Source organism: Labedella endophytica (assembly GCF_003990045.1).
In the GTDB taxonomy this organism is placed as follows: domain Bacteria; phylum Actinomycetota; class Actinomycetes; order Actinomycetales; family Microbacteriaceae; genus Labedella; species Labedella endophytica.
Window position 1 is genome coordinate 232631 of the sequence record NZ_RZGZ01000001.1, and the last position, 15735, is coordinate 248365.

The 15735-nt window shown below is 71.7% G+C and carries 18 protein-coding genes; 7 read left to right on the forward strand and 11 right to left on the reverse strand.

All coding sequences use genetic code 11. From position 1 onward, the window contains the following. Positions 1 to 97 precede the first annotated feature (97 nt). Positions 98 to 1618, reverse strand: a complete 1521-nt coding sequence (locus ELQ94_RS01085; protein ID WP_127046322.1) for a SulP family inorganic anion transporter — start codon at positions 1616 to 1618, stop codon at positions 98 to 100. 210 nt (positions 1619 to 1828) lie between these two features. Here ELQ94_RS01085 and ELQ94_RS01090 point away from each other — a divergent pair, with 210 nt between their 5' ends. Then, on the forward strand, positions 1829 to 2200 hold the full coding sequence (locus tag ELQ94_RS01090) for a MerR family transcriptional regulator (protein ID WP_127046324.1): 372 nt from the start codon (positions 1829 to 1831) through the stop codon (positions 2198 to 2200). 202 nt (positions 2201 to 2402) lie between these two features. On the opposite strand, the gene sfnG is transcribed toward ELQ94_RS01090, so the two are convergent. Beyond that, positions 2403 to 3557: a dimethylsulfone monooxygenase SfnG gene (gene sfnG, locus ELQ94_RS01095; protein ID WP_127046326.1), complete on the reverse strand. Its 1155-nt coding sequence runs from the start codon at positions 3555 to 3557 to the stop codon at positions 2403 to 2405. A gap of 212 nt (positions 3558 to 3769) precedes the next feature. On the opposite strand from sfnG, the gene ELQ94_RS01100 reads away from it, so the two are divergent. Then, positions 3770 to 4045 carry a hypothetical protein gene (locus tag ELQ94_RS01100; protein ID WP_127046328.1) on the forward strand — a complete coding sequence of 92 codons (276 nt, stop codon included), beginning with the start codon at positions 3770 to 3772 and terminating at the stop codon, positions 4043 to 4045. 20 nt (positions 4046 to 4065) lie between these two features. Here the strand turns inward: ELQ94_RS01100 and ELQ94_RS01105 are convergent, their stop codons facing one another. From ELQ94_RS01105 to ELQ94_RS01115, 3 genes are read right to left on the reverse strand one after another with little or no spacing between them, the layout of a single operon-like run. Then, entirely contained in the window at positions 4066 to 4827 is a 762-nt protein-coding gene (locus ELQ94_RS01105) for a glycosyltransferase family 2 protein (RefSeq protein WP_243696808.1), read from the reverse strand. After that, complete coding sequence (locus ELQ94_RS01110) at positions 4824 to 6224, reverse strand: bifunctional PIG-L family deacetylase/class I SAM-dependent methyltransferase (protein ID WP_127046330.1); 1401 nt, start codon at positions 6222 to 6224, stop codon at positions 4824 to 4826. The genes ELQ94_RS01105 and ELQ94_RS01110 overlap by 4 nt, the downstream gene beginning before the upstream one ends. Further along, positions 6224 to 7282 carry an acyl-CoA/acyl-ACP dehydrogenase gene (locus tag ELQ94_RS01115; protein WP_127046332.1) on the reverse strand — a complete coding sequence of 353 codons (1059 nt, stop codon included), beginning with the start codon at positions 7280 to 7282 and terminating at the stop codon, positions 6224 to 6226. The genes ELQ94_RS01110 and ELQ94_RS01115 overlap by 1 nt, the downstream gene beginning before the upstream one ends. A 215-nt stretch (positions 7283 to 7497) precedes the next feature. Between ELQ94_RS01115 and ELQ94_RS01120 the strand changes: the two genes are divergently transcribed. Continuing rightward, positions 7498 to 8652, forward strand: a complete 1155-nt coding sequence (locus ELQ94_RS01120) for an SLC13 family permease (RefSeq protein WP_127046334.1) — start codon at positions 7498 to 7500, stop codon at positions 8650 to 8652. A 90-nt stretch (positions 8653 to 8742) separates the two neighbouring features. Then, positions 8743 to 9039: a hypothetical protein gene (locus tag ELQ94_RS01125; protein ID WP_127046336.1), complete on the forward strand. Its 297-nt coding sequence runs from the start codon at positions 8743 to 8745 to the stop codon at positions 9037 to 9039. 31 nt (positions 9040 to 9070) lie between these two features. Here the strand turns inward: ELQ94_RS01125 and ELQ94_RS17185 are convergent, their stop codons facing one another. Beyond that, positions 9071 to 9655 carry an AAA family ATPase gene (locus tag ELQ94_RS17185; protein WP_166404614.1) on the reverse strand — a complete coding sequence of 195 codons (585 nt, stop codon included), beginning with the start codon at positions 9653 to 9655 and terminating at the stop codon, positions 9071 to 9073. Positions 9656 to 9733: 78 nt separating this feature from the next. On the opposite strand from ELQ94_RS17185, the gene ELQ94_RS17190 reads away from it, so the two are divergent. The 3 genes from ELQ94_RS17190 to ELQ94_RS01140 all read left to right on the forward strand — a co-directional run bounded on the left by ELQ94_RS17190 (position 9734) and on the right by ELQ94_RS01140 (position 11259). Further along, positions 9734 to 10054, forward strand: a complete 321-nt coding sequence (locus tag ELQ94_RS17190; RefSeq protein WP_166404615.1) for a hypothetical protein — start codon at positions 9734 to 9736, stop codon at positions 10052 to 10054. 49 nt (positions 10055 to 10103) lie between these two features. Next, positions 10104 to 10439, forward strand: a complete 336-nt coding sequence (locus ELQ94_RS01135; protein WP_127046340.1) for a hypothetical protein — start codon at positions 10104 to 10106, stop codon at positions 10437 to 10439. A 70-nt stretch (positions 10440 to 10509) separates the two neighbouring features. Next, entirely contained in the window at positions 10510 to 11259 is a 750-nt protein-coding gene (locus tag ELQ94_RS01140) for a DUF429 domain-containing protein (protein ID WP_127046342.1), read from the forward strand. Between the two features lie 52 nt (positions 11260 to 11311). On the opposite strand, the gene ELQ94_RS01145 is transcribed toward ELQ94_RS01140, so the two are convergent. From ELQ94_RS01145 to ELQ94_RS01165, 5 genes are all read right to left on the reverse strand, one after another. Continuing rightward, positions 11312 to 11932: a hypothetical protein gene (locus ELQ94_RS01145; protein WP_127046344.1), complete on the reverse strand. Its 621-nt coding sequence runs from the start codon at positions 11930 to 11932 to the stop codon at positions 11312 to 11314. 128 nt (positions 11933 to 12060) lie between these two features. Continuing rightward, positions 12061 to 12861, reverse strand: a complete 801-nt coding sequence (locus ELQ94_RS01150; protein WP_127046346.1) for a polyprenol monophosphomannose synthase — start codon at positions 12859 to 12861, stop codon at positions 12061 to 12063. Positions 12862 to 12910: 49 nt separating this feature from the next. Further along, positions 12911 to 13588 carry a class F sortase gene (locus tag ELQ94_RS01155; RefSeq protein WP_127046348.1) on the reverse strand — a complete coding sequence of 226 codons (678 nt, stop codon included), beginning with the start codon at positions 13586 to 13588 and terminating at the stop codon, positions 12911 to 12913. Beyond that, on the reverse strand, positions 13585 to 14802 hold the full coding sequence (locus ELQ94_RS01160; protein ID WP_127046350.1) for a family 8 glycosyl hydrolase: 1218 nt from the start codon (positions 14800 to 14802) through the stop codon (positions 13585 to 13587). Before ELQ94_RS01160 ends, ELQ94_RS01155 begins: the two co-directional genes overlap by 4 nt. After that, on the reverse strand, positions 14799 to 15701 hold the full coding sequence (locus ELQ94_RS01165) for a DUF4397 domain-containing protein (protein WP_166404616.1): 903 nt from the start codon (positions 15699 to 15701) through the stop codon (positions 14799 to 14801). Before ELQ94_RS01165 ends, ELQ94_RS01160 begins: the two co-directional genes overlap by 4 nt. Positions 15702 to 15735 lie beyond the last annotated feature (34 nt).

Genomic DNA, 15735 nt, shown 5'->3' on the forward strand with positions numbered 1-15735 from the left:
ACCCGCGTAGAGCTTTTGCGCGGATTTGAGGCGGTAGAACGCCTCACATTCGCGCAAACGCACTACTTCGCGGTTCTCGCGAGGGGGCCGGTGCCGGCTAGTGGCCGGCGCCGAGGTTGCCGGCGAGGCGACCGTGCATGCGGGCGCTCGCATCGTTCATACCCTCGATGACGACGCGCTTGCCGTGGTTGCCGTACTTCGTCGTGATGGCGTCGAGAGCGGCGACGGTCGAGGCGTCCCACACGTGGGATCCGGACAGGTCGATGACGATGCGGTACGGGTCTCCGGCGTAGTCGAATTGCGTCGTGAGGTCGTTGCTCGACGCGAAGAACAGCTCGCCGGTCACGGTGTAGTGCGCGGTCGGCACGGCGGCCTCGAGGTCCACGGTCCGCTCGACGGTCGCGAAGTGGGCCACGCGCCGGGCGAAGATGACCATCGCGGCGATCACGCCGATGATGACGCCGATCGCGAGGTTGTGGGTGATGACGACGACCGCGACGGTCGCGACCATCACGAGCGTCTCGCCGAGGGGCATGCGGCGGAGCGTCGACGGGCGGATGCTGTGCCAGTCGAACGTGCCGACGGAGACCATGACCATGACGGCGACGAGCGCAGCCATCGGGATGATCGCGACGATGTCGCCGAGCACGACCACGAGGATGAGCAGGAAGACGCCCGCGAGGAACGTCGAGATCCGCGTCCGCGCACCCGATGCCTTCACATTGATCATCGTCTGGCCGATCATGGCGCAGCCACCCATGCCGCCGAAGAGTCCAGAGAGCACGTTGGCCGCGCCCTGGCCGAGCGACTCGCGCGTCTTGTTCGACCCGCTGTCGGTGACGTCGTCCACGAGCTTCGCGGTCATGAGCGACTCCATGAGTCCCACGAGCGCCATCGCGAGGGCGTAGGGGGCGATGGTCGTGAACGTCTCCACGGTGAACGGCACGTTCGGGATGAAGAGCTCGGGCAGGCTGCGGGGCAGCTCACCCTGGTCGCCCACGGTGGGTACGGCGATCGCCGTCGTCACGGTCGCGACGGTGATGAGGAGGATCGCGACGAGCGGCGCGGGGACCACCCTCGTGATCCGCGGCATGAGCACCATGATCCCGATGCCCACGGCGACGAGCGGGTAGACGAGCCACGGCACGCCGATGAGCTGCGGCAGCTGTGCTGCGAAGATGAGGATCGCGAGCGAGTTGACGAAGCCCACCATGACGCTGCGGGGGATGAAACGCATGAGCTTCGCGACACCGATCGCGCCGAGGACCAGCTGGAAGATGCCGGCCAGAATGACGGTGGCGATGAAGTACTCCATGCCGTAATCCCGTGCCACGGGGGCGATCACGAGCGCGACGGCGCCCGTCGCCGCGGTGATCATGGCGGGGCGCCCGCCGAGGAAGGCGATCGACACCGCCATCACGAAGGACGAGAACAGGCCGACGCGTGGGTCGACGCCCGCGATGATCGAGAACGAGATGGCCTCGGGGATGAGCGCGAGCGCCACGACGAGGCCGGCGAGCACCTCGCGCGTGAGGATGCGGGGGGAGCGCAGGGCGCCGAGCACGGTCGCGTCGTTCGCTACCCGCCGCGTGGCGGGCGAGGCGGTGGGGATCGACATGGCTCTCCAAGGGAGTCGGGGCGCGTCGAGCGCCGGGTGGGGATGAGTGCGTCCCGGCGCGACTCTGCGCTCACCACGATCGACGGGCTGGCCCGTCCGACGCGGTGACAAGCGCAGCGTCGATCTCGCGAGATGATGGTGGGGGAGTCCGGCTCGATGAGCCGACGGAGAGACTCTACCTGAACGTCAGGGTAGAGATGAAGGGTAGCCATGTCGAACGATCGCGAGACCATGCACATCGGCGAACTCGCCGAGCGCACGGGGCTGTCCCTGCGCACCCTCCGTCACTACGACGAGATCGGTCTCGTGGCCGCGTCCGGCCGCACCGAGGGCGGCTTCCGCCTCTACACGCACGACGACTACGAGCGGCTCATGCTGATCCGCCGCATGAAGCCCCTCGGTTATTCGCTCGAGGAGATGATCGAACTCCTCGACGTCATCGCCGGCGTCACGGCGGCCGAGTCCGACGCCGACGCCCGGCTCGACGGATTCGTGCAGTCCGCGACGGAGCGTCGCGAGAAGCTCCGCTCGCAACTGGAGATGGCCGACGAGTTCATCGCCCTCCTCAACGCCCGCCGCTGACCCTCGCCCCTCCCGCCAATCTCGAGTTGTCACAACCTGCGGGCTTGGGAGGCCAACACCCGCATTCTGCGTCAACTCCCCACCGCCTCCATCTTCGAGTTGTCGCATTCTGCGAGTGTGGGGCGATAACACCCGCAGGATGTGACAACTCGGTGGTCGTCCTGCCGCTCAGTCAGGCATTCGTCGCGGGGGAGCGCAGCGCCTACCGCGCGGGGACGAGCGGGTCGCCGGTGCGGGCGAGGTCGGCCTCGAGTTCGCGCACGATCGGGAGCACGCGCTCGCCGAACGCCTCGATCTCCTCGATGAAGTGCAGGAAGCCGAGGAGGAAGAGGTCGACGCCCTTCTTCTTGTACTCGATGATGCGCCGGGCCACGAACTCGGGGTCGCCGATCAGCTGTGTGCGGAAGCCGTCGTTGTACTGCACGAGGTCCTCGAACGACGAGTCGGCCCACATCCCCTTCTTGTCACCCGTCGAGGCGCCGGCCTGCTGCACCGACTTCCGGAATCCCTCGACCGATGCGGTGTCGGCCTTCGCGATGATCTCCCGCAGCTGCTCACGCGCCTCCTTCTCGCTGTCGCGCACGATCGCGAAGCCGTTGAGCCCGAACCGCACGGTGCGGCCGTGCTCCGCGGCCACGCGGGTCACGTCGTCGTACTGCTCGGTGAAACCGTCGAAGTCCTTCCCGTTGGAGAAGTACCAGTCGGAGAACGCGCCGCCATTGAAGCGGGCAGCGGTGGAGTTGCCGCCCTGGAAGATCTCCGGGTGAGGCCGCCCCTCCACGGGGAACGGCCCGGGGCGGAGCGTGAAGTCGTTCACGCGGTAGAAGTCGCCGGCGAACTGCACGTTCTCCTCCGTCCACAGTGCGCGGAGCACCTGGATGAACTCGGCGGAACGGCGGTAGCGCTCATCGTGCTCGAGCCACGGAAGCCCGAGCTTCGTGTACTCGTCCTTGAACCAGCCGCTCACGACGTTGACGGCGGCGCGGCCCTTCGAGAACTGATCGGCGGTGAGGATGAACTTCGCGAGCACGGCCGGCTCCCAGAGCCCCGGGTGCACGGCCGCGATGACCTTGAGCTTCTCCGTCGCGAGCAGGAGCGCGAGGCTGATGCTCGTGGACTCGTGCTGCTGGGCGGCGCCGTAGCTCGAGAGGTACCGGACCTGGCTGAGGGCGTACTCGAAGCCCACCCGCTCGGCCGTCTGCGCGAGGCGGACGTTGTAGTCGTAGTCCCAGTCGGTGCGCTGCTCGATGGAGCTGACGACGAGGCCGCCGCTCACGTTCGGAACCCAGTAGGCGAACTTCAGGGGCTCGTGGCCGGGTGCGACGTCGAGCGAGGTGGGGGCTGCGGTGTCGGACATGGGAACCTCCGGAGTCGGGCGGCGCGAGCCGCGGCGATGCGATGCCGCCACGTTAGGCGCGCGACCCTTCCCTCCGGCCGAGTGTTGCGTGGGATGACGCCGTGATCGGAGATTCCGCGTCATGATCCGCTCGTCCCCGACTCTCCCTGGTGGGCGCATCATCCGCACCCGATCGACGGACGCGACCGTCGGCCCGAACCCGAGGAGAGACCATGACGACCGCCATCCGTCCAGCGCTCGAGCGACCCGCCGAATCGATGCGGATCGGTTCAGCCACCCCTTCCGCGTACGTCGCCGCGACGCAGGGGGCGGCCGGCGCGGTCGACCGCCGGCTGGCCGCCCTCGTCGACGAGCTCGGTCGCCGAGACGAGGCCGCACGTGCCGAACGCGAGGCCCGTCGTCCGATCGTCTGGCTCACCGCCCTGACCGTCGGGGCCGTCACCCTCGCACAGCTCGCCGTGCTCGTGATGGTCGCCCCACCGCTCTGATCCGCCGGAGGAGCGGAGGGTCAGGCGCGTGTCGGGTGGGGGCCGTAGGCGTCCGCGAGGAACGCCGCGTACCCTCCCGGCGTTCGGCCCTCGCGTCGCCCGGACGTGATGACGGGAGCGTCGAGCGTCGCCCGCACGTCGAGGCCCGCGCGGCGGGCTCGCGCCACGAGGTCGACGTCCTCGTGCTCCGCGAGCGCCGCGAACCCGCCGATGCGCCGGTAGGCGTCGAGTCGGATGCCGAGGTGCGCCCCGTGCACGTTGCCGGGCAGATGTCCGGGCGGGTGGGCCTCCGCCCAGCGGCGGAGGCCGTCCTCGTCGAGGTCGGTGGCCTCGGGGCGCACGGTCCCGAGGAGCACGTCGATGCCGGCGGAGAGCGCGTCGAGGTGGGCGAGGAGCCACGCCGGGTCGACGCGCGAGTCGGCGTCGGTCGTGGCGATCCAGCGGTGCGCCAGCCCGATCCGCGTCGCGAATCCGACGACACGCTCGACGCCCGCGCGTCGAGCGGCGCCCACGTTCCGCTCCGCGATCTCGACGACCGAGACGTCGGTTCGGGCCGCGCCACGAGCCGTCGCCGTCCGCACCGACCAGCGCGACACGATGTCGGCGGTCCCGTCGGTGCACGCATCGAGGACGACCGCGATCCCCACCTCCACGTCGGGGTGCGTCGCCGCGAGCCGCTCGCGCGCCACCGAGAGCGCGGCGAGGCTCGCGCCGATCAGCTCCTCCTCGTCGTGGGCGGGGAGGACCACGTCGATCCGAGCGGGGACGCCCTCCGTCGTCACACGAGCCCCGCTTCGGCGGCGATGGACGGTTGTTCCTCCCGCACGAACACGTCGACGAGGATGTCGTCCTCCACGTGGTGAACCGAGCGTCGGCCCGGCCAACGGGCGGCGATGCGGTCGTGTACGCGCGTGGCGTCGGTCACCGCGTCCTCGTCGGGGTGCCGCCAGTGACAAGCGGCGAACACGCCGTCGGTGTCGAGGCTCTCGATCGCGCGATCGACGGTGCGGTCGAGGTCGGCCTCGGAGAGGTAGTAACCCACTTCGCTCATCACGACGAGATCGAAGGCGCCCTCCGGCCACTCGTCCGGCACGGTGAGGCGCTCGAAGGTCGCCCCCGGGGCGTTGCGGCGGGCCTCGCGCAGCGGTGCCTCGGCGATGTCGACGCCGACGGTCGCGTCGCTCCGCTCCGCGAGTCGGGCGGTGAGCACGCCCGTGGCGCACCCGAGCTCGAGCGTGCGGCGGAACCGCTCCCGCGGCAGGGCCGAGAGCAGGACGTCGCGCTTGCGTGACTCGTACCAGGAGGTGAAGTCCCAGCCGCCCGGCCGGCGCTCGTAGAACTCCTCGAAGGAGTCGCGCGAGCGCGACGACTCGGTGCCGGTCCCGGAGTCCGTGCTTGCCGGGGTCTCTTCGACCCGGGGCGACGAGGCGAGGAAGAGCACCTCGTCGGGGCGGTCGAAGTGCCGACGGTGCCGCGCATCGACGATCGCCTCGTCGCCCGGCGAGGGGGAGAGCGGCTCGATCTGGGAGCGGTAGGCGCCGAGCGCGCGGGCCTTGGCGGCGCGCGCGTCCTCGCCGAGCTCCACGCGCACGGCGGAACGCCAGGGGAGGGTCTCATCGGCGGGGTCGCCCCAGTGCCACATCCAGATCGGGTACTCGACGAGCCGCGCCCCCGTGCGCGTCGCGACCCGGGCCGCGGCCTCGCCGGCGATGCGGTGGTCGTGGTGGCCGTCGCCCCGCCACGGCGCCACGAGCAGGGGACGTGCACCGGCGGTCGCCACGGCGTGGGTGATCGCGTCCTCGATCCTCTGCTCGTGCTGGCCGGACGCGCCGTCGGGAACGCCGAGGAAGCGGTGCCCGGCGCCGGAGTGGAGGCCGGTCAGCGCGGCGCGGAACTCCTCGGCGCGGATGCGCGCGAGCGTCGCCATGGAGTGCGTGGGCGACGCGGGATGGGAGGCCTCCCCGACCGTCACGAGGATCACCTCCACGGGGATGCCGAGGGCGGCAGCCCGCGCGATGAGACCGCCGACGGCGAGGCTCTCGTCGTCCGGGTGCGGGCTGAGCACGACGATGCGGGTCGCGTCGGTCCAGTCGTCCCAGGCGGGCAGTGCCGGCCCGGCGACCAGGGCGTCCCAGCGCCCGGGATCCGTGCCCGGGTCGCGGTGGTCGAACGCCACCATCAGAGCGCGCCGTCGAGGATGAGGCGGCCCAGCCTGGCCAGATCGCGCTCGCCGTGGTCCTGCTGGACGTAGAGCTCGAGGTCGGAGACGCGCGTGAGGTACGGCTCGTCCACGGTCAGAGGAGCCGGGCCGAGCGTCGCGACGGCGCGCGTACGGATGGCGTCCACGCGCCCGCGCACGGTGGAACGCACGCGTTGGGCGATCGCGGCGCCGCGACGCCCGGCGGCGTCGCCCGACTCGATCGCGCGCGCCGCTTCGGCGACGGCGTTCTCGGCCGCGGCGAGGTCGACGGCGGAGGCGCCGAGAGCTGCGAGGGCGAGCTCCGAATCGGGCTTCCTCTCCGCGTGGGCGTGCAGCGCGTCGACGAGGCCGATCGCCCCTCCCCACCAGCAGGCGGCCACGCCGATCCCGCCCCAGGCGAAGCCCGGCCGGTCGAGATACCAACCGGCCTCGCCGACGGGCTCGGCGGGTACGTCCGCGAGATCGATCGGACCGGACGGGACGAGCGGCATCCCGCGCGACACCCACAGCTCGTCGTTCGTCGTGACCCCCGGATCGCGGAGGGACACGCGGAACAGGCGACGCTCGCCGGAAGGCGTGTGAGCGGTGAGGAGCGCGTCGGACAGCCGGGACGCGAGCGAGCACCACGGCTTCCGGCCCGTTACGCGCCAGGCGGGGAGTTCGGGCGACTCGGCGGGCCCGGCGCGACGGGCATCGAGGCGCAGGCCGGGCGCTTCCGCCGCGAAGACCCCGAACCGCGCCGCGTCGTCCGGCACCGGCATCCCGGCCTGCGCGAGGATCCCGAGCGCGTCGAGGTGGGGTTCGACGACGCGGGCCACCGTCACGTCGCCGTCGGCCAGGGCGCCGAGCCCCACGAAGAAGCGACCGGCGTTGCCCTGTTCGAGCGGTCCGATCGTGTGGCGGGCGAGCCCCGCCACCTCGAGTGCGCGCTCGACAGATCCGGCCGCGTCGGCCGCAGCCGCCCGCAGCGCCCCGACCTCGGCGCCGTCGAGGCCCCCGCCCGGCCAGGACGTCGAGGCCGTGACGGCGCCCGTCATCGGCGCGTCCGTTCGTGCGCGCGTGTCTCGCGTCTCATCGATTCCATCACCTGAACGCTAGGGGACGGGCGGCGGGCCGGTCTGCCGTTGACGCCGACGCCGAAGAGGCATAGTCGGGACACTCTCGAGTGGCTCCAGCCCTCCCCCCGCACGGTTGGGGGTACGGTGATCGAGGCCGCGCGGGGCGTGCGGTCGGGGACGTCGTCGGAGGTCGCATGCGCACGGGGCTCGTCGGAGTCGGGCTGCTGATCGTCGGCGCGATCCTCGCGGCCGTCACGGGCACCCCGGCGGACGACCTCGCCGCGCTCGCCGAGCGGATCTGGCCGGTGCTGCTGTTCGTCGTCGCCATCACGGTGGTCACCGAGCTCGCGGCGGAGGCCGAGGTGTTCCGCGTCGTCGCCGAGCGTCTCGCCCGCCTCGGTCGGGGCCGCACCGTCGTGCTGTGGGCTTTCATCGTGGTCTTCGCCACGGCGAGCACGGCGTTCCTGTCGCTCGACACCACGGCGGTGCTGCTCACGCCCGTGGTCGTGCTGCTCGCGCGCCACATCGGCGTCAACCCGATCCCGTTCGCCCTCACGACGGTGTGGCTCGCGAACACCGGGTCCCTCTTCCTCCCGGTGTCGAACCTCACGAACCTGCTGGCCGAGCATCGGCTCGACGGGATCGGCGCGCTCGGCTTCGCGGCGCTCACCCTGGTGCCGGCGCTCGTCGCCGTCCTCGTTCCCGTCGTCGTGCTCGCGATCGTGTACCGCCGGGAGCTCGCGCGCACCTACACGCTCTCCGCGGGCGGGCCGGCGGGCGATCCGGTGCTGTTCCGGTGGTCAGCGACCGTGCTCGTCCTGCTCGTGCCCGCTCTCGTCTCCGGTCTCGACGTGTGGATCCCGGCCCTCGCGGCGGCCGTGGTCCTCGCGGCGGTCTTCGCGGTGCGGCGCCGCGAGGTGCTCCGTCCGGGGCTCCTGCCGTGGCAGCTCGTCGTCTTCGCGGCCGGCCTGTTCCTCGCGGTGGACGCGGCCCGCAGCCTCGGCCTCACCGAGATCGTGGAGGCGCTCGCCGGATCGGGGTCCTCGCCCGTCGATCTGATGCGCGTCGCCGGCGTCGGGGCCGTCGGCGCCAATCTCATCAACAACCTCCCGGCCTATCTCGCCTTCGAACCGGTGGGAACGAGCCCCGATCGTCTCGTCGCGCTCCTCATCGGAGTGAACGCGGGGCCGCTCGTGACGCCGTGGGCATCGCTCGCCACCCTGCTCTGGCACGAGAGGTTGCGGGGGCTCGGCGTGGAGATCTCGTGGTGGCGCTTCGCCGGCCTCGGGCTGATCGTGGCGCCTCTCACGGTGGGGGCGGCGACGCTCGCGTTCGCCCTGCTGCGCTGAGGAACCGCCCCTCTTGTACCACGCTGATGATTGCGTGTATATAGCTAGCTTGTCTAGCGAGATTGATGCGACCATGGGTGAACAGCGCCGATGGATGGGCGCGACGCCTCCGACGAGAAGGGCGACACCATGGGCTCCATCGCTGTCCGGCCTCACGATGCGTCCGTCGCCGCCGATCAGCAGACGGAGACCGAGTGGCCGTCCGAGATCGATCGCTCGCGCGAGCCCCTCTCGCCCGGCGTGACCGCCCTCATCGGCATCGCCGCTCTGGCGCTCTCGGCCGTCTGCACGACGCTGCTGCTCACGTTCGCCTCGACGAGCATCGGAACCTCGTTGATCGACGACGGCACGAGCGGTTCGTCGGTCGTCCACACCGTCGACGACTGACCGCCGCCCCTCGCCGGCGTGCGGCTGCGCGCTACCGGATGTGGCCGAGCGTCACGCGGAGGCGCCTGATGGGCAGGGACGCGCGATCCACGCGTGAATAGGCCACGTCGACGCCGACGGCCTGCGCCACCGTCTCGACGACGTCGATCAGCGGAACGTGATCCGTCTCGATATGGGTCGCGAAGAGGTCGTCGCGGAGCGCGGAATCGACGGCGTCGAACCGTTGCATGGGCCAGCCGTCGGGATCTTCGAAGCGCGAGCGCACCCGGCGCCGGATCGTTCGTCGCGATGCGAGGAGCGCGACGTGGCGCGTGTCGACACCGGCCGATCGCAGTCCGCCGACGATCTCCGCGAAGCGAGCGGGGTCGGCGAGCGTCATCGGCACGATGACGGGGCCGGGATGGCGGGCCGTGAGGTCGGAGAGGACGCCGAGGACCGTCGGCGTCCACCAGGGTGTGTCCTGGAAGTCGGTGCGGAGCGACGGCGGATACATCCGCTGGATGCCGAAGCCGGGCAGTTCCGGGTCCGACACGGTGCTCCCGGGGAGCTTCCGCCGCAGTTCGTGCGCGACGTGGGTCTTCCCCACGCCGAATGTGCCGTTGATCCAGATGAGCATGGTCGAAGGATACGGGCCGGGTCGACCGGCCGACCGTCCGCGATCGTGACGAACCGCGCCGCGTCGTAGGCTGGCGGTATGGCCTCCGAGAAGCGGTTCACGCGCGCTCCCGACGTCGAGCACACCCGGACGGACGTCGTCGCGATCCTGTCGGCCGTCGTCGGCGCCCTCGCCGTCCTGTGCTTCTTCGTCCCGTGGCTCTGGGTGATCTACGTGGCCCTCGGCCTCGCGATCATCGGTCTCGTCCTCGGACTCCGTTCCCGGAAGCGCCTGCAGGCCGACCCCACTCTGGGAGGCGCCGGGCTCTCCGCGTTCGGTTTCCTCGCCTCGATCGTCGTCCTCGTCGTCCGCCTCCCCGTGCTCGTCGTCGACATCGCCGCGCTCGCCGGATTGCGCTGACCGGACGTCGCCGTACCGCCTGCCATCCTCGTCACGTAGCATGTGCCGCATGGCCTCCGATCGCTCAGACGACATCGATCACCTCGATTTCGAGACGCCCGCCGAGCTGGAACGCCAGGTCGGCGCCGCGCGACCGGCGCCCCGGCAGCAGGTCCCCGATCCGTTCGACGACGATGACGACGGGCCCACGCGCCTGCCCGGTCACCACCTCCGCCGCGCGGTCATGATCCTCGTCGCCCTCCTCCTGCTCGTGGCGCTCTTTCTGTCGAGCGGAATCCTCGGGCTCTTCCGTCCCGCGCAGGCCCCCACCGACGGCGGTGACCGCGGCGTGAACGCGGCGAGCAGCGCGCCGACCGCCGTCGCCCTCCCCCTCTCGACTCGCTGACGACTGTTCGGGTGCCGGGAACGGACGGATGTCGACGTGCGGATGCTGATCGGCCGTTGGTGACGGACCCATGCTGACGCTCGGCGTCGACCTCGCCGCCGAGGCGAAGGGTACGGCCATCGCCCTCGTCGACTGGGCGGGCGGGCGCGCCGTCCTGCGCGAGCTCGCCGTCGGTGTCGCCGACGCCCCCATCGTCGCTGCAGCCGTGCGCGCCGAGAAGACCGGCATCGACTGTGCGCTCGGCTGGCCCGACGCGTTCGTGCGTTTCGTGTCGGATCACGCCGGTGACGCCCCCGGGCCCTCGACCACGCCGGTGGACGGCGGCATGGACTGGCGCCGCACGCTCGCCTACCGCGAGACGGATCGGCGTGTCCGCGAGGTGACGGGCCGCTGGCCGCTCAGCGTGTCGACCGATCGGCTCGGCCTGACGGCGATGCGGTGCGCCGGCCTCGTGGCCCGGCTGCGTGAGGCGGGGCTCGACACGGACCGTGCAGGAGGCGGGGGCATGGCGGAGGTCTATCCGGGGGGTTCGTTGCGGCTCTGGGGGATCCGCGTGGACGGCTACCGGACGGACGCGGATCGCCGGGCTGACGCGATCAATGCCCTCGCGGAGGTCGCGCCCTGGCTCGACCTGGGGGAGTGGCGTCCGGTGTTGTTACGTTCCACGGACGCGTTCGACGCCCTCGTCGCGGCCCTCGCAGCGCGCGCCGCCGCGACCGGCCGCGCGGAGACCCCGCCGCCCGAACACGCGGAGGTCGCCTCCCGCGAGGGCTGGGTCGCGCTCCCCACCGCCCCGCTCTCCACCCTCAACCTCCCCTGAGGTGTCGCAATCTGTTGCTCAGGGAGGCCCGGAGGCAACAGATAGCGACACCTCACGAGGGCTGTGAGGTGGGGGTGAGGGGCGCGCGGGTGCCGGGCGGGAGGGCGAGGACGAAGGCGGCGACGGCCGCGAGGCCGCTCGTCGCGTAGAGCGGCAGGGCCCCGGGTGAGGCGTCCGCGCCGGAGATGTAGAACGTGTCCGCGAGGGCCATGCCCATCGAGAACGACGTCCAAAAGTAGGCGGGCGCGCCGAACGCGATGATCGTGGCGACCAGGGTGGCGACGAGCATCGGGCGCGGCCGGCGCGTGGCAGATGTGATGCCGAGGAGAGCGATCGACAGGGCGATACCGACGCCCGCCATACCGAACTCCCAGAGCTGGCTTCCCGACCACCTCTGCCCCTCGTCCTCCATCGTCGCGTAGATCTCGGCGAGGGTGAGTCCGGCGGGCGCTGCGGCGAGCGGGTTCCACACGAGGATCTGCAGGAGCATCACGGCGGCGTAGACGGTCGTGAGGATCACCCCGACGCCGGCGATCCCGACCGAGCGCCGCCACTCCCGAGTCCTCGCCCGCCGGGCCCCGGTCGAGGCCGCGTTCCCCGCCCCCGCCGCGTTCCCCACCCCCGCCGTGTTCCCTACCCCCGCCGCGTTCCCCACCCCCGCCGCGTCTGCCATGCCCACACCGTACTGCCGCTGCGAACCACCGCGGAAGTGCGGACTTCCGCCCTCACCCCCGCCGAGGTGCGGACTTCCGCCCCCTCGGATGCCCGAGACAGGGCGAAAGTCCGCACTTCTGCGTCTGGTCAGGTGCCGAGGGGGGTCGCTCGGCGCACAACGTACGAGTGTGCGCGAACGGACGGAAGCCTGCGGCGGTGGAGGACGAACTCCCGTACGGCGAGCGCTCGCCGCTTGACGCCCCACTCGGTCACCTTGATGAGGGACTCCGTGACGATGTCGCTGCCCATCTTCGAGACGCCGTTGACGCGTTCGGTGAACGTGATCGGGGCCTCGACCACGTCGAGCCCTGCCTGGAGGGCGCGCCACACGAGGTCGAGCTGGAAGCAATAGCCGTGCGACTCGACGCCGTCGAGGTCGAGCCCCGCGAGGGCCGGCGCGCGGTACACGCGGAAGCCGCCGGTGGCGTCCTTCACATCGATGCCGAGGGCGAGGCGCGCGTACAGATTGCCGCCGCGGCTCAGGATCTTCCGGCGGAGCGGCCAGTTCTCCACCCGACCGCCGGCTACCCAGCGCGAGCCGAGGACGAGGTCGTTGGTCGCGGCGAGCTCGAGCATCTCGGGCAGTGCCTCGGGGTGGTGCGAGCCGTCCGCATCCATCTCGACGAGCAGCTCGTAGCCGCGTTCGATGCCCCACGCGAAGCCTGCGAGGTAGGCGCGGCCGAGGCCCTCCTTACCGGTCCGGTGCAGCACATGCACGTTGCCGTCGCGCGCCGCGATGGCGTCGGCGAGGTCGCCGGTGCCGTCGGGGGAGGCGTCGTCGACGACGAGCACATGGGAGTCGGGGGTGGCGGCGCGCACGCGCCCGACGATCCAGTCGAGGTTCTCCGCCTCGTCGTAGGTGGGGATGATGACGAGCGTTCGAGGCATGTCGTCCTCCTGCTTTCGTGTCGTGTCGTGTCGGGTCGATTCGGAGCGATCAGTCGCGGTCCGCGACGAGGGTCGCGAAGACGACGAGGTTGTCGACGTAGTGGCCGGTGGAGGCGTCGTAGTCGCCGCCGCACGTGATGACGCGCAGCTGCGGGGTGGGGGTCGACTTGTAGACCTCCGACGTGGGGAAGTCCGCCTTCGAGGCGCTCAACGACCCGTCCACCCGGTAGGTGTCGACGGTGCCGTCGGAGAGGGTGACGTCGATCTCGTCGCCCTCCGCGAGGGAGACGAGATCGAGGAACACGGCGGGCCCGTAGGGCGAGTCGACGTGCCCGGCGATGACGGCCGGTCCCACGTCGCCCGGCACGACGCCCTTCGAATACCAGCCGGCCTTCTCCCAGGCCACGGGGGGCTGGATGCGTCCGTCGCTCTCGAGACCGAGGGTCTCGAGGTCGGAGTCGACCCCGATCGAGGGGATCGTCACGCGCGTCGGCGTGATGCCCTGCGACGCGTTCGACGCCGTCGTCCCGAGGTCGGGGTCCTGGAACCCGTCGGCCGCGCCGATCCCCGGTGAGGTCGTCGCCGGGGGTGCTGCGGCAGAGTCGTCCACGGAGGAGGACGACGAGGCGGAGCCGCAGGCCGTCAGGGCGAGCGCGAGGCAGACGGCCGCCGATGCAACGGCGGTGCGCAGTCCGCCGAGGGTGCGGTGGGATCGGGTCCCGGTCATGATCCGTCTCCGTTCTCGGTCGTGTTCCCGGTCGTCGTGTTTCCGGTCGTCGTGGGTTCCGCGTCGTCACCCATGGGCGCGCAGCCGCCGTAGAGGTCGGTCTCGAGCATCGCGCGGCCGATCACGGTCCACGCGGCTCCGTAGTAGGTGGGGGCGCGATCGGCCAGTTGCGCTGCGGCGGAGAGGTCGGCTCCGGCACCCGCGTAGTCAGCTGCCGATGCGCGAGCGGCGGCCCGTGCGATGTACCCGAGCGGGTGCTGCTCCTGACCGATCGCGGCGCCGCCGAGGTCGAGTTCCGCGGCGAGGGGGTCGGTGAGGCCGAGGGGCGGGGCGAGTTGCGCCGCGAGCGAGCGGTCGGCGGGGTCGCACGCCTCGGCGTAGCGCAGCGGCAATCGCGCCGCGTCGTAGCCGTAGCGCACGGAGAGACCCGTCCCGGCGGCACCGGGCATCGGTTCGACGCGGCCGTCGCCGTGCACCTGCGCCCAGTCGGGCGGCAGGGGGCTCTCCGCGAGGAGGGCCGTCGTGGCGGCGGTGGTCCCCTCCATCACCTCGGTCCAGCGGGCGTCACCCGTCGCATCCGCGAGTACCGCGAAGGCCGCGGGGGACGCATAGGAGGGGTTGTACGCATAAGGATCGGAGGCCGCGGCCCAGAGGCCGGGCAGGAGGATGCGCCCGGCCTCCGTCTCCACGGTCATGGTGTCAGCGACGGTGGTCGCGAGCGCGACGCCCGCGGCGGTGAAGTCCGGGTCGCCCCACGTCTCGCCGGCCACGACGAGCGCGCGGGCGGCGTCCACGTCGGCGTCCGAGGCGGGCTCGTCGTCGACGATCGCCCCGTCGTCCCAGCGCCACGCGAGGAGGCCGTCTGGCCGCTGGAGATTCTCCGTGGTCCAGGACCAGATCTCGGAGAACGACTCCTCGTCGTCCGCTGCGAGGGCGATGAGGAGGCCGTACGCCTGTCCCTCCGAGACCGTGTCGCCGCCCTGGTCGTGGCGCACGACGCGGCCGTCCTCGACCCAGTCGGCGAGGAAGCCGTCGGCGGACTCGGCGAGCGTCTCCTCCGGGTCGGCGGTCGCCGTCTCGGACGGGAGCGGGGTCGACTCGGCAGCCGGACCGACAGGCGATCGGGGGACGAGCAGCGCGACCGCGGCGACCGCCACGAGAGCGGTCGCGAACACGGCCCCGATGGCGATGATGATCCGGCTGCGCGAGCTCATCGGGATTCGGTCCGCTCCGTCGCCGGCACGGCGGTGCGACGGCGGATCACGACGGTGACGGCGACGCCGAGCGCGAGGGCTGCGGCGAGGCCGCCGGCGATCCCGGCCGTGTTCACGTCGTCCGTGTGGGTCGCGGCCCAGCCGCCGCCCGTGTCCACGCCGTCCTCGGGCGTCGCGCCCGGGGCGGCGGCGTCGAGGACGGCCTTGACGGTCACGTCGCCATTGGCCGTGTCGAGCACGAGGAGGGTGTTGACGGTGCCACCGCCGAGGTCGATGTCGGCGGTGCCCGTAGCGTCGCCGCTCAGCTCGAGGGTCCAGTCGCCGGCCGGCACGGTGGCGTAACCGGTGGCCGTGCCGGGCTCGGCGCCGTCGGCGATCGCGATGCCCGTGGACGTCGCGATGTCGATGCTCTCCGCCGTCGTCGAGGCCTGGATCACGCGGATGCGGGAGTCGCCGTCCGCCGGGTTCTCGAGGTCGTCCTCGTACACGGCGGTCTTGAGGTCGTCGTTCGTTCCGTAGGCGGCGACCGTGATGGGCTCGCCCTCCGCGACCGTGACGGACTGGGAGATCACGGGCTCGCTGTCCGCCGCGGCGCCGGACGGCACCATCGACACGACGTAGGTCCCGGGGTCGAGCGGCAGGTAGTCGGAGATCTGCCCGTAGGTGATGTCGTCGAGCTCGTAGAGCACGTCCCCGCCGGCGAGCGACGTGAGCCGGACGTCGACGGACTTCGTGTCGGGGGAGAGGTGGGTGATGCGGGCCCAGCCGTCGGTGGGCGCTGCCGCGTTCGCGGCGGTGGCCCCTCCGAGGGCGAGGGCGCCGGTGAGGAGCCCGCCGAGAGCGGTTGCTGCGGCGAGCCGGCGGAGGCGGTTCGAGCGGTGCGTGGTGCGATCGGCCATGATGGCTTTTCCTTTCATCCGGGTGGATGTCGTG

Excerpts from the sequence above, each read along its gene's own strand:
- ELQ94_RS01085 (WP_127046322.1), bottom strand. The coding sequence starts at position 1,618 with ATGTCGATCCCCACCGCCTCGCCCGCCACGCGGCGGGTAGCGAACGAC.
- ELQ94_RS01090 (WP_127046324.1), top strand. The coding sequence starts at position 1,829 with ATGTCGAACGATCGCGAGACCATGCACATCGGCGAACTCGCCGAGCGC.
- sfnG (WP_127046326.1), bottom strand. The coding sequence starts at position 3,557 with ATGTCCGACACCGCAGCCCCCACCTCGCTCGACGTCGCACCCGGCCAC.
- ELQ94_RS01100 (WP_127046328.1), top strand. The coding sequence starts at position 3,770 with ATGACGACCGCCATCCGTCCAGCGCTCGAGCGACCCGCCGAATCGATG.
- ELQ94_RS01110 (WP_127046330.1), bottom strand. The coding sequence starts at position 6,224 with ATGGTGGCGTTCGACCACCGCGACCCGGGCACGGATCCCGGGCGCTGG.
- ELQ94_RS01115 (WP_127046332.1), bottom strand. The coding sequence starts at position 7,282 with ATGACGGGCGCCGTCACGGCCTCGACGTCCTGGCCGGGCGGGGGCCTC.
- ELQ94_RS01120 (WP_127046334.1), top strand. The coding sequence starts at position 7,498 with ATGCGCACGGGGCTCGTCGGAGTCGGGCTGCTGATCGTCGGCGCGATC.
- ELQ94_RS01125 (WP_127046336.1), top strand. The coding sequence starts at position 8,743 with ATGGATGGGCGCGACGCCTCCGACGAGAAGGGCGACACCATGGGCTCC.
- ELQ94_RS17185 (WP_166404614.1), bottom strand. The coding sequence starts at position 9,655 with ATGCTCATCTGGATCAACGGCACATTCGGCGTGGGGAAGACCCACGTC.
- ELQ94_RS17190 (WP_166404615.1), top strand. The coding sequence starts at position 9,734 with ATGGCCTCCGAGAAGCGGTTCACGCGCGCTCCCGACGTCGAGCACACC.
- ELQ94_RS01135 (WP_127046340.1), top strand. The coding sequence starts at position 10,104 with ATGGCCTCCGATCGCTCAGACGACATCGATCACCTCGATTTCGAGACG.
- ELQ94_RS01140 (WP_127046342.1), top strand. The coding sequence starts at position 10,510 with ATGCTGACGCTCGGCGTCGACCTCGCCGCCGAGGCGAAGGGTACGGCC.
- ELQ94_RS01145 (WP_127046344.1), bottom strand. The coding sequence starts at position 11,932 with ATGGCAGACGCGGCGGGGGTGGGGAACGCGGCGGGGGTAGGGAACACG.
- ELQ94_RS01150 (WP_127046346.1), bottom strand. The coding sequence starts at position 12,861 with ATGCCTCGAACGCTCGTCATCATCCCCACCTACGACGAGGCGGAGAAC.
- ELQ94_RS01155 (WP_127046348.1), bottom strand. The coding sequence starts at position 13,588 with ATGACCGGGACCCGATCCCACCGCACCCTCGGCGGACTGCGCACCGCC.
- ELQ94_RS01160 (WP_127046350.1), bottom strand. The coding sequence starts at position 14,802 with ATGAGCTCGCGCAGCCGGATCATCATCGCCATCGGGGCCGTGTTCGCG.
- ELQ94_RS01165 (WP_166404616.1), bottom strand. The coding sequence starts at position 15,701 with ATGGCCGATCGCACCACGCACCGCTCGAACCGCCTCCGCCGGCTCGCC.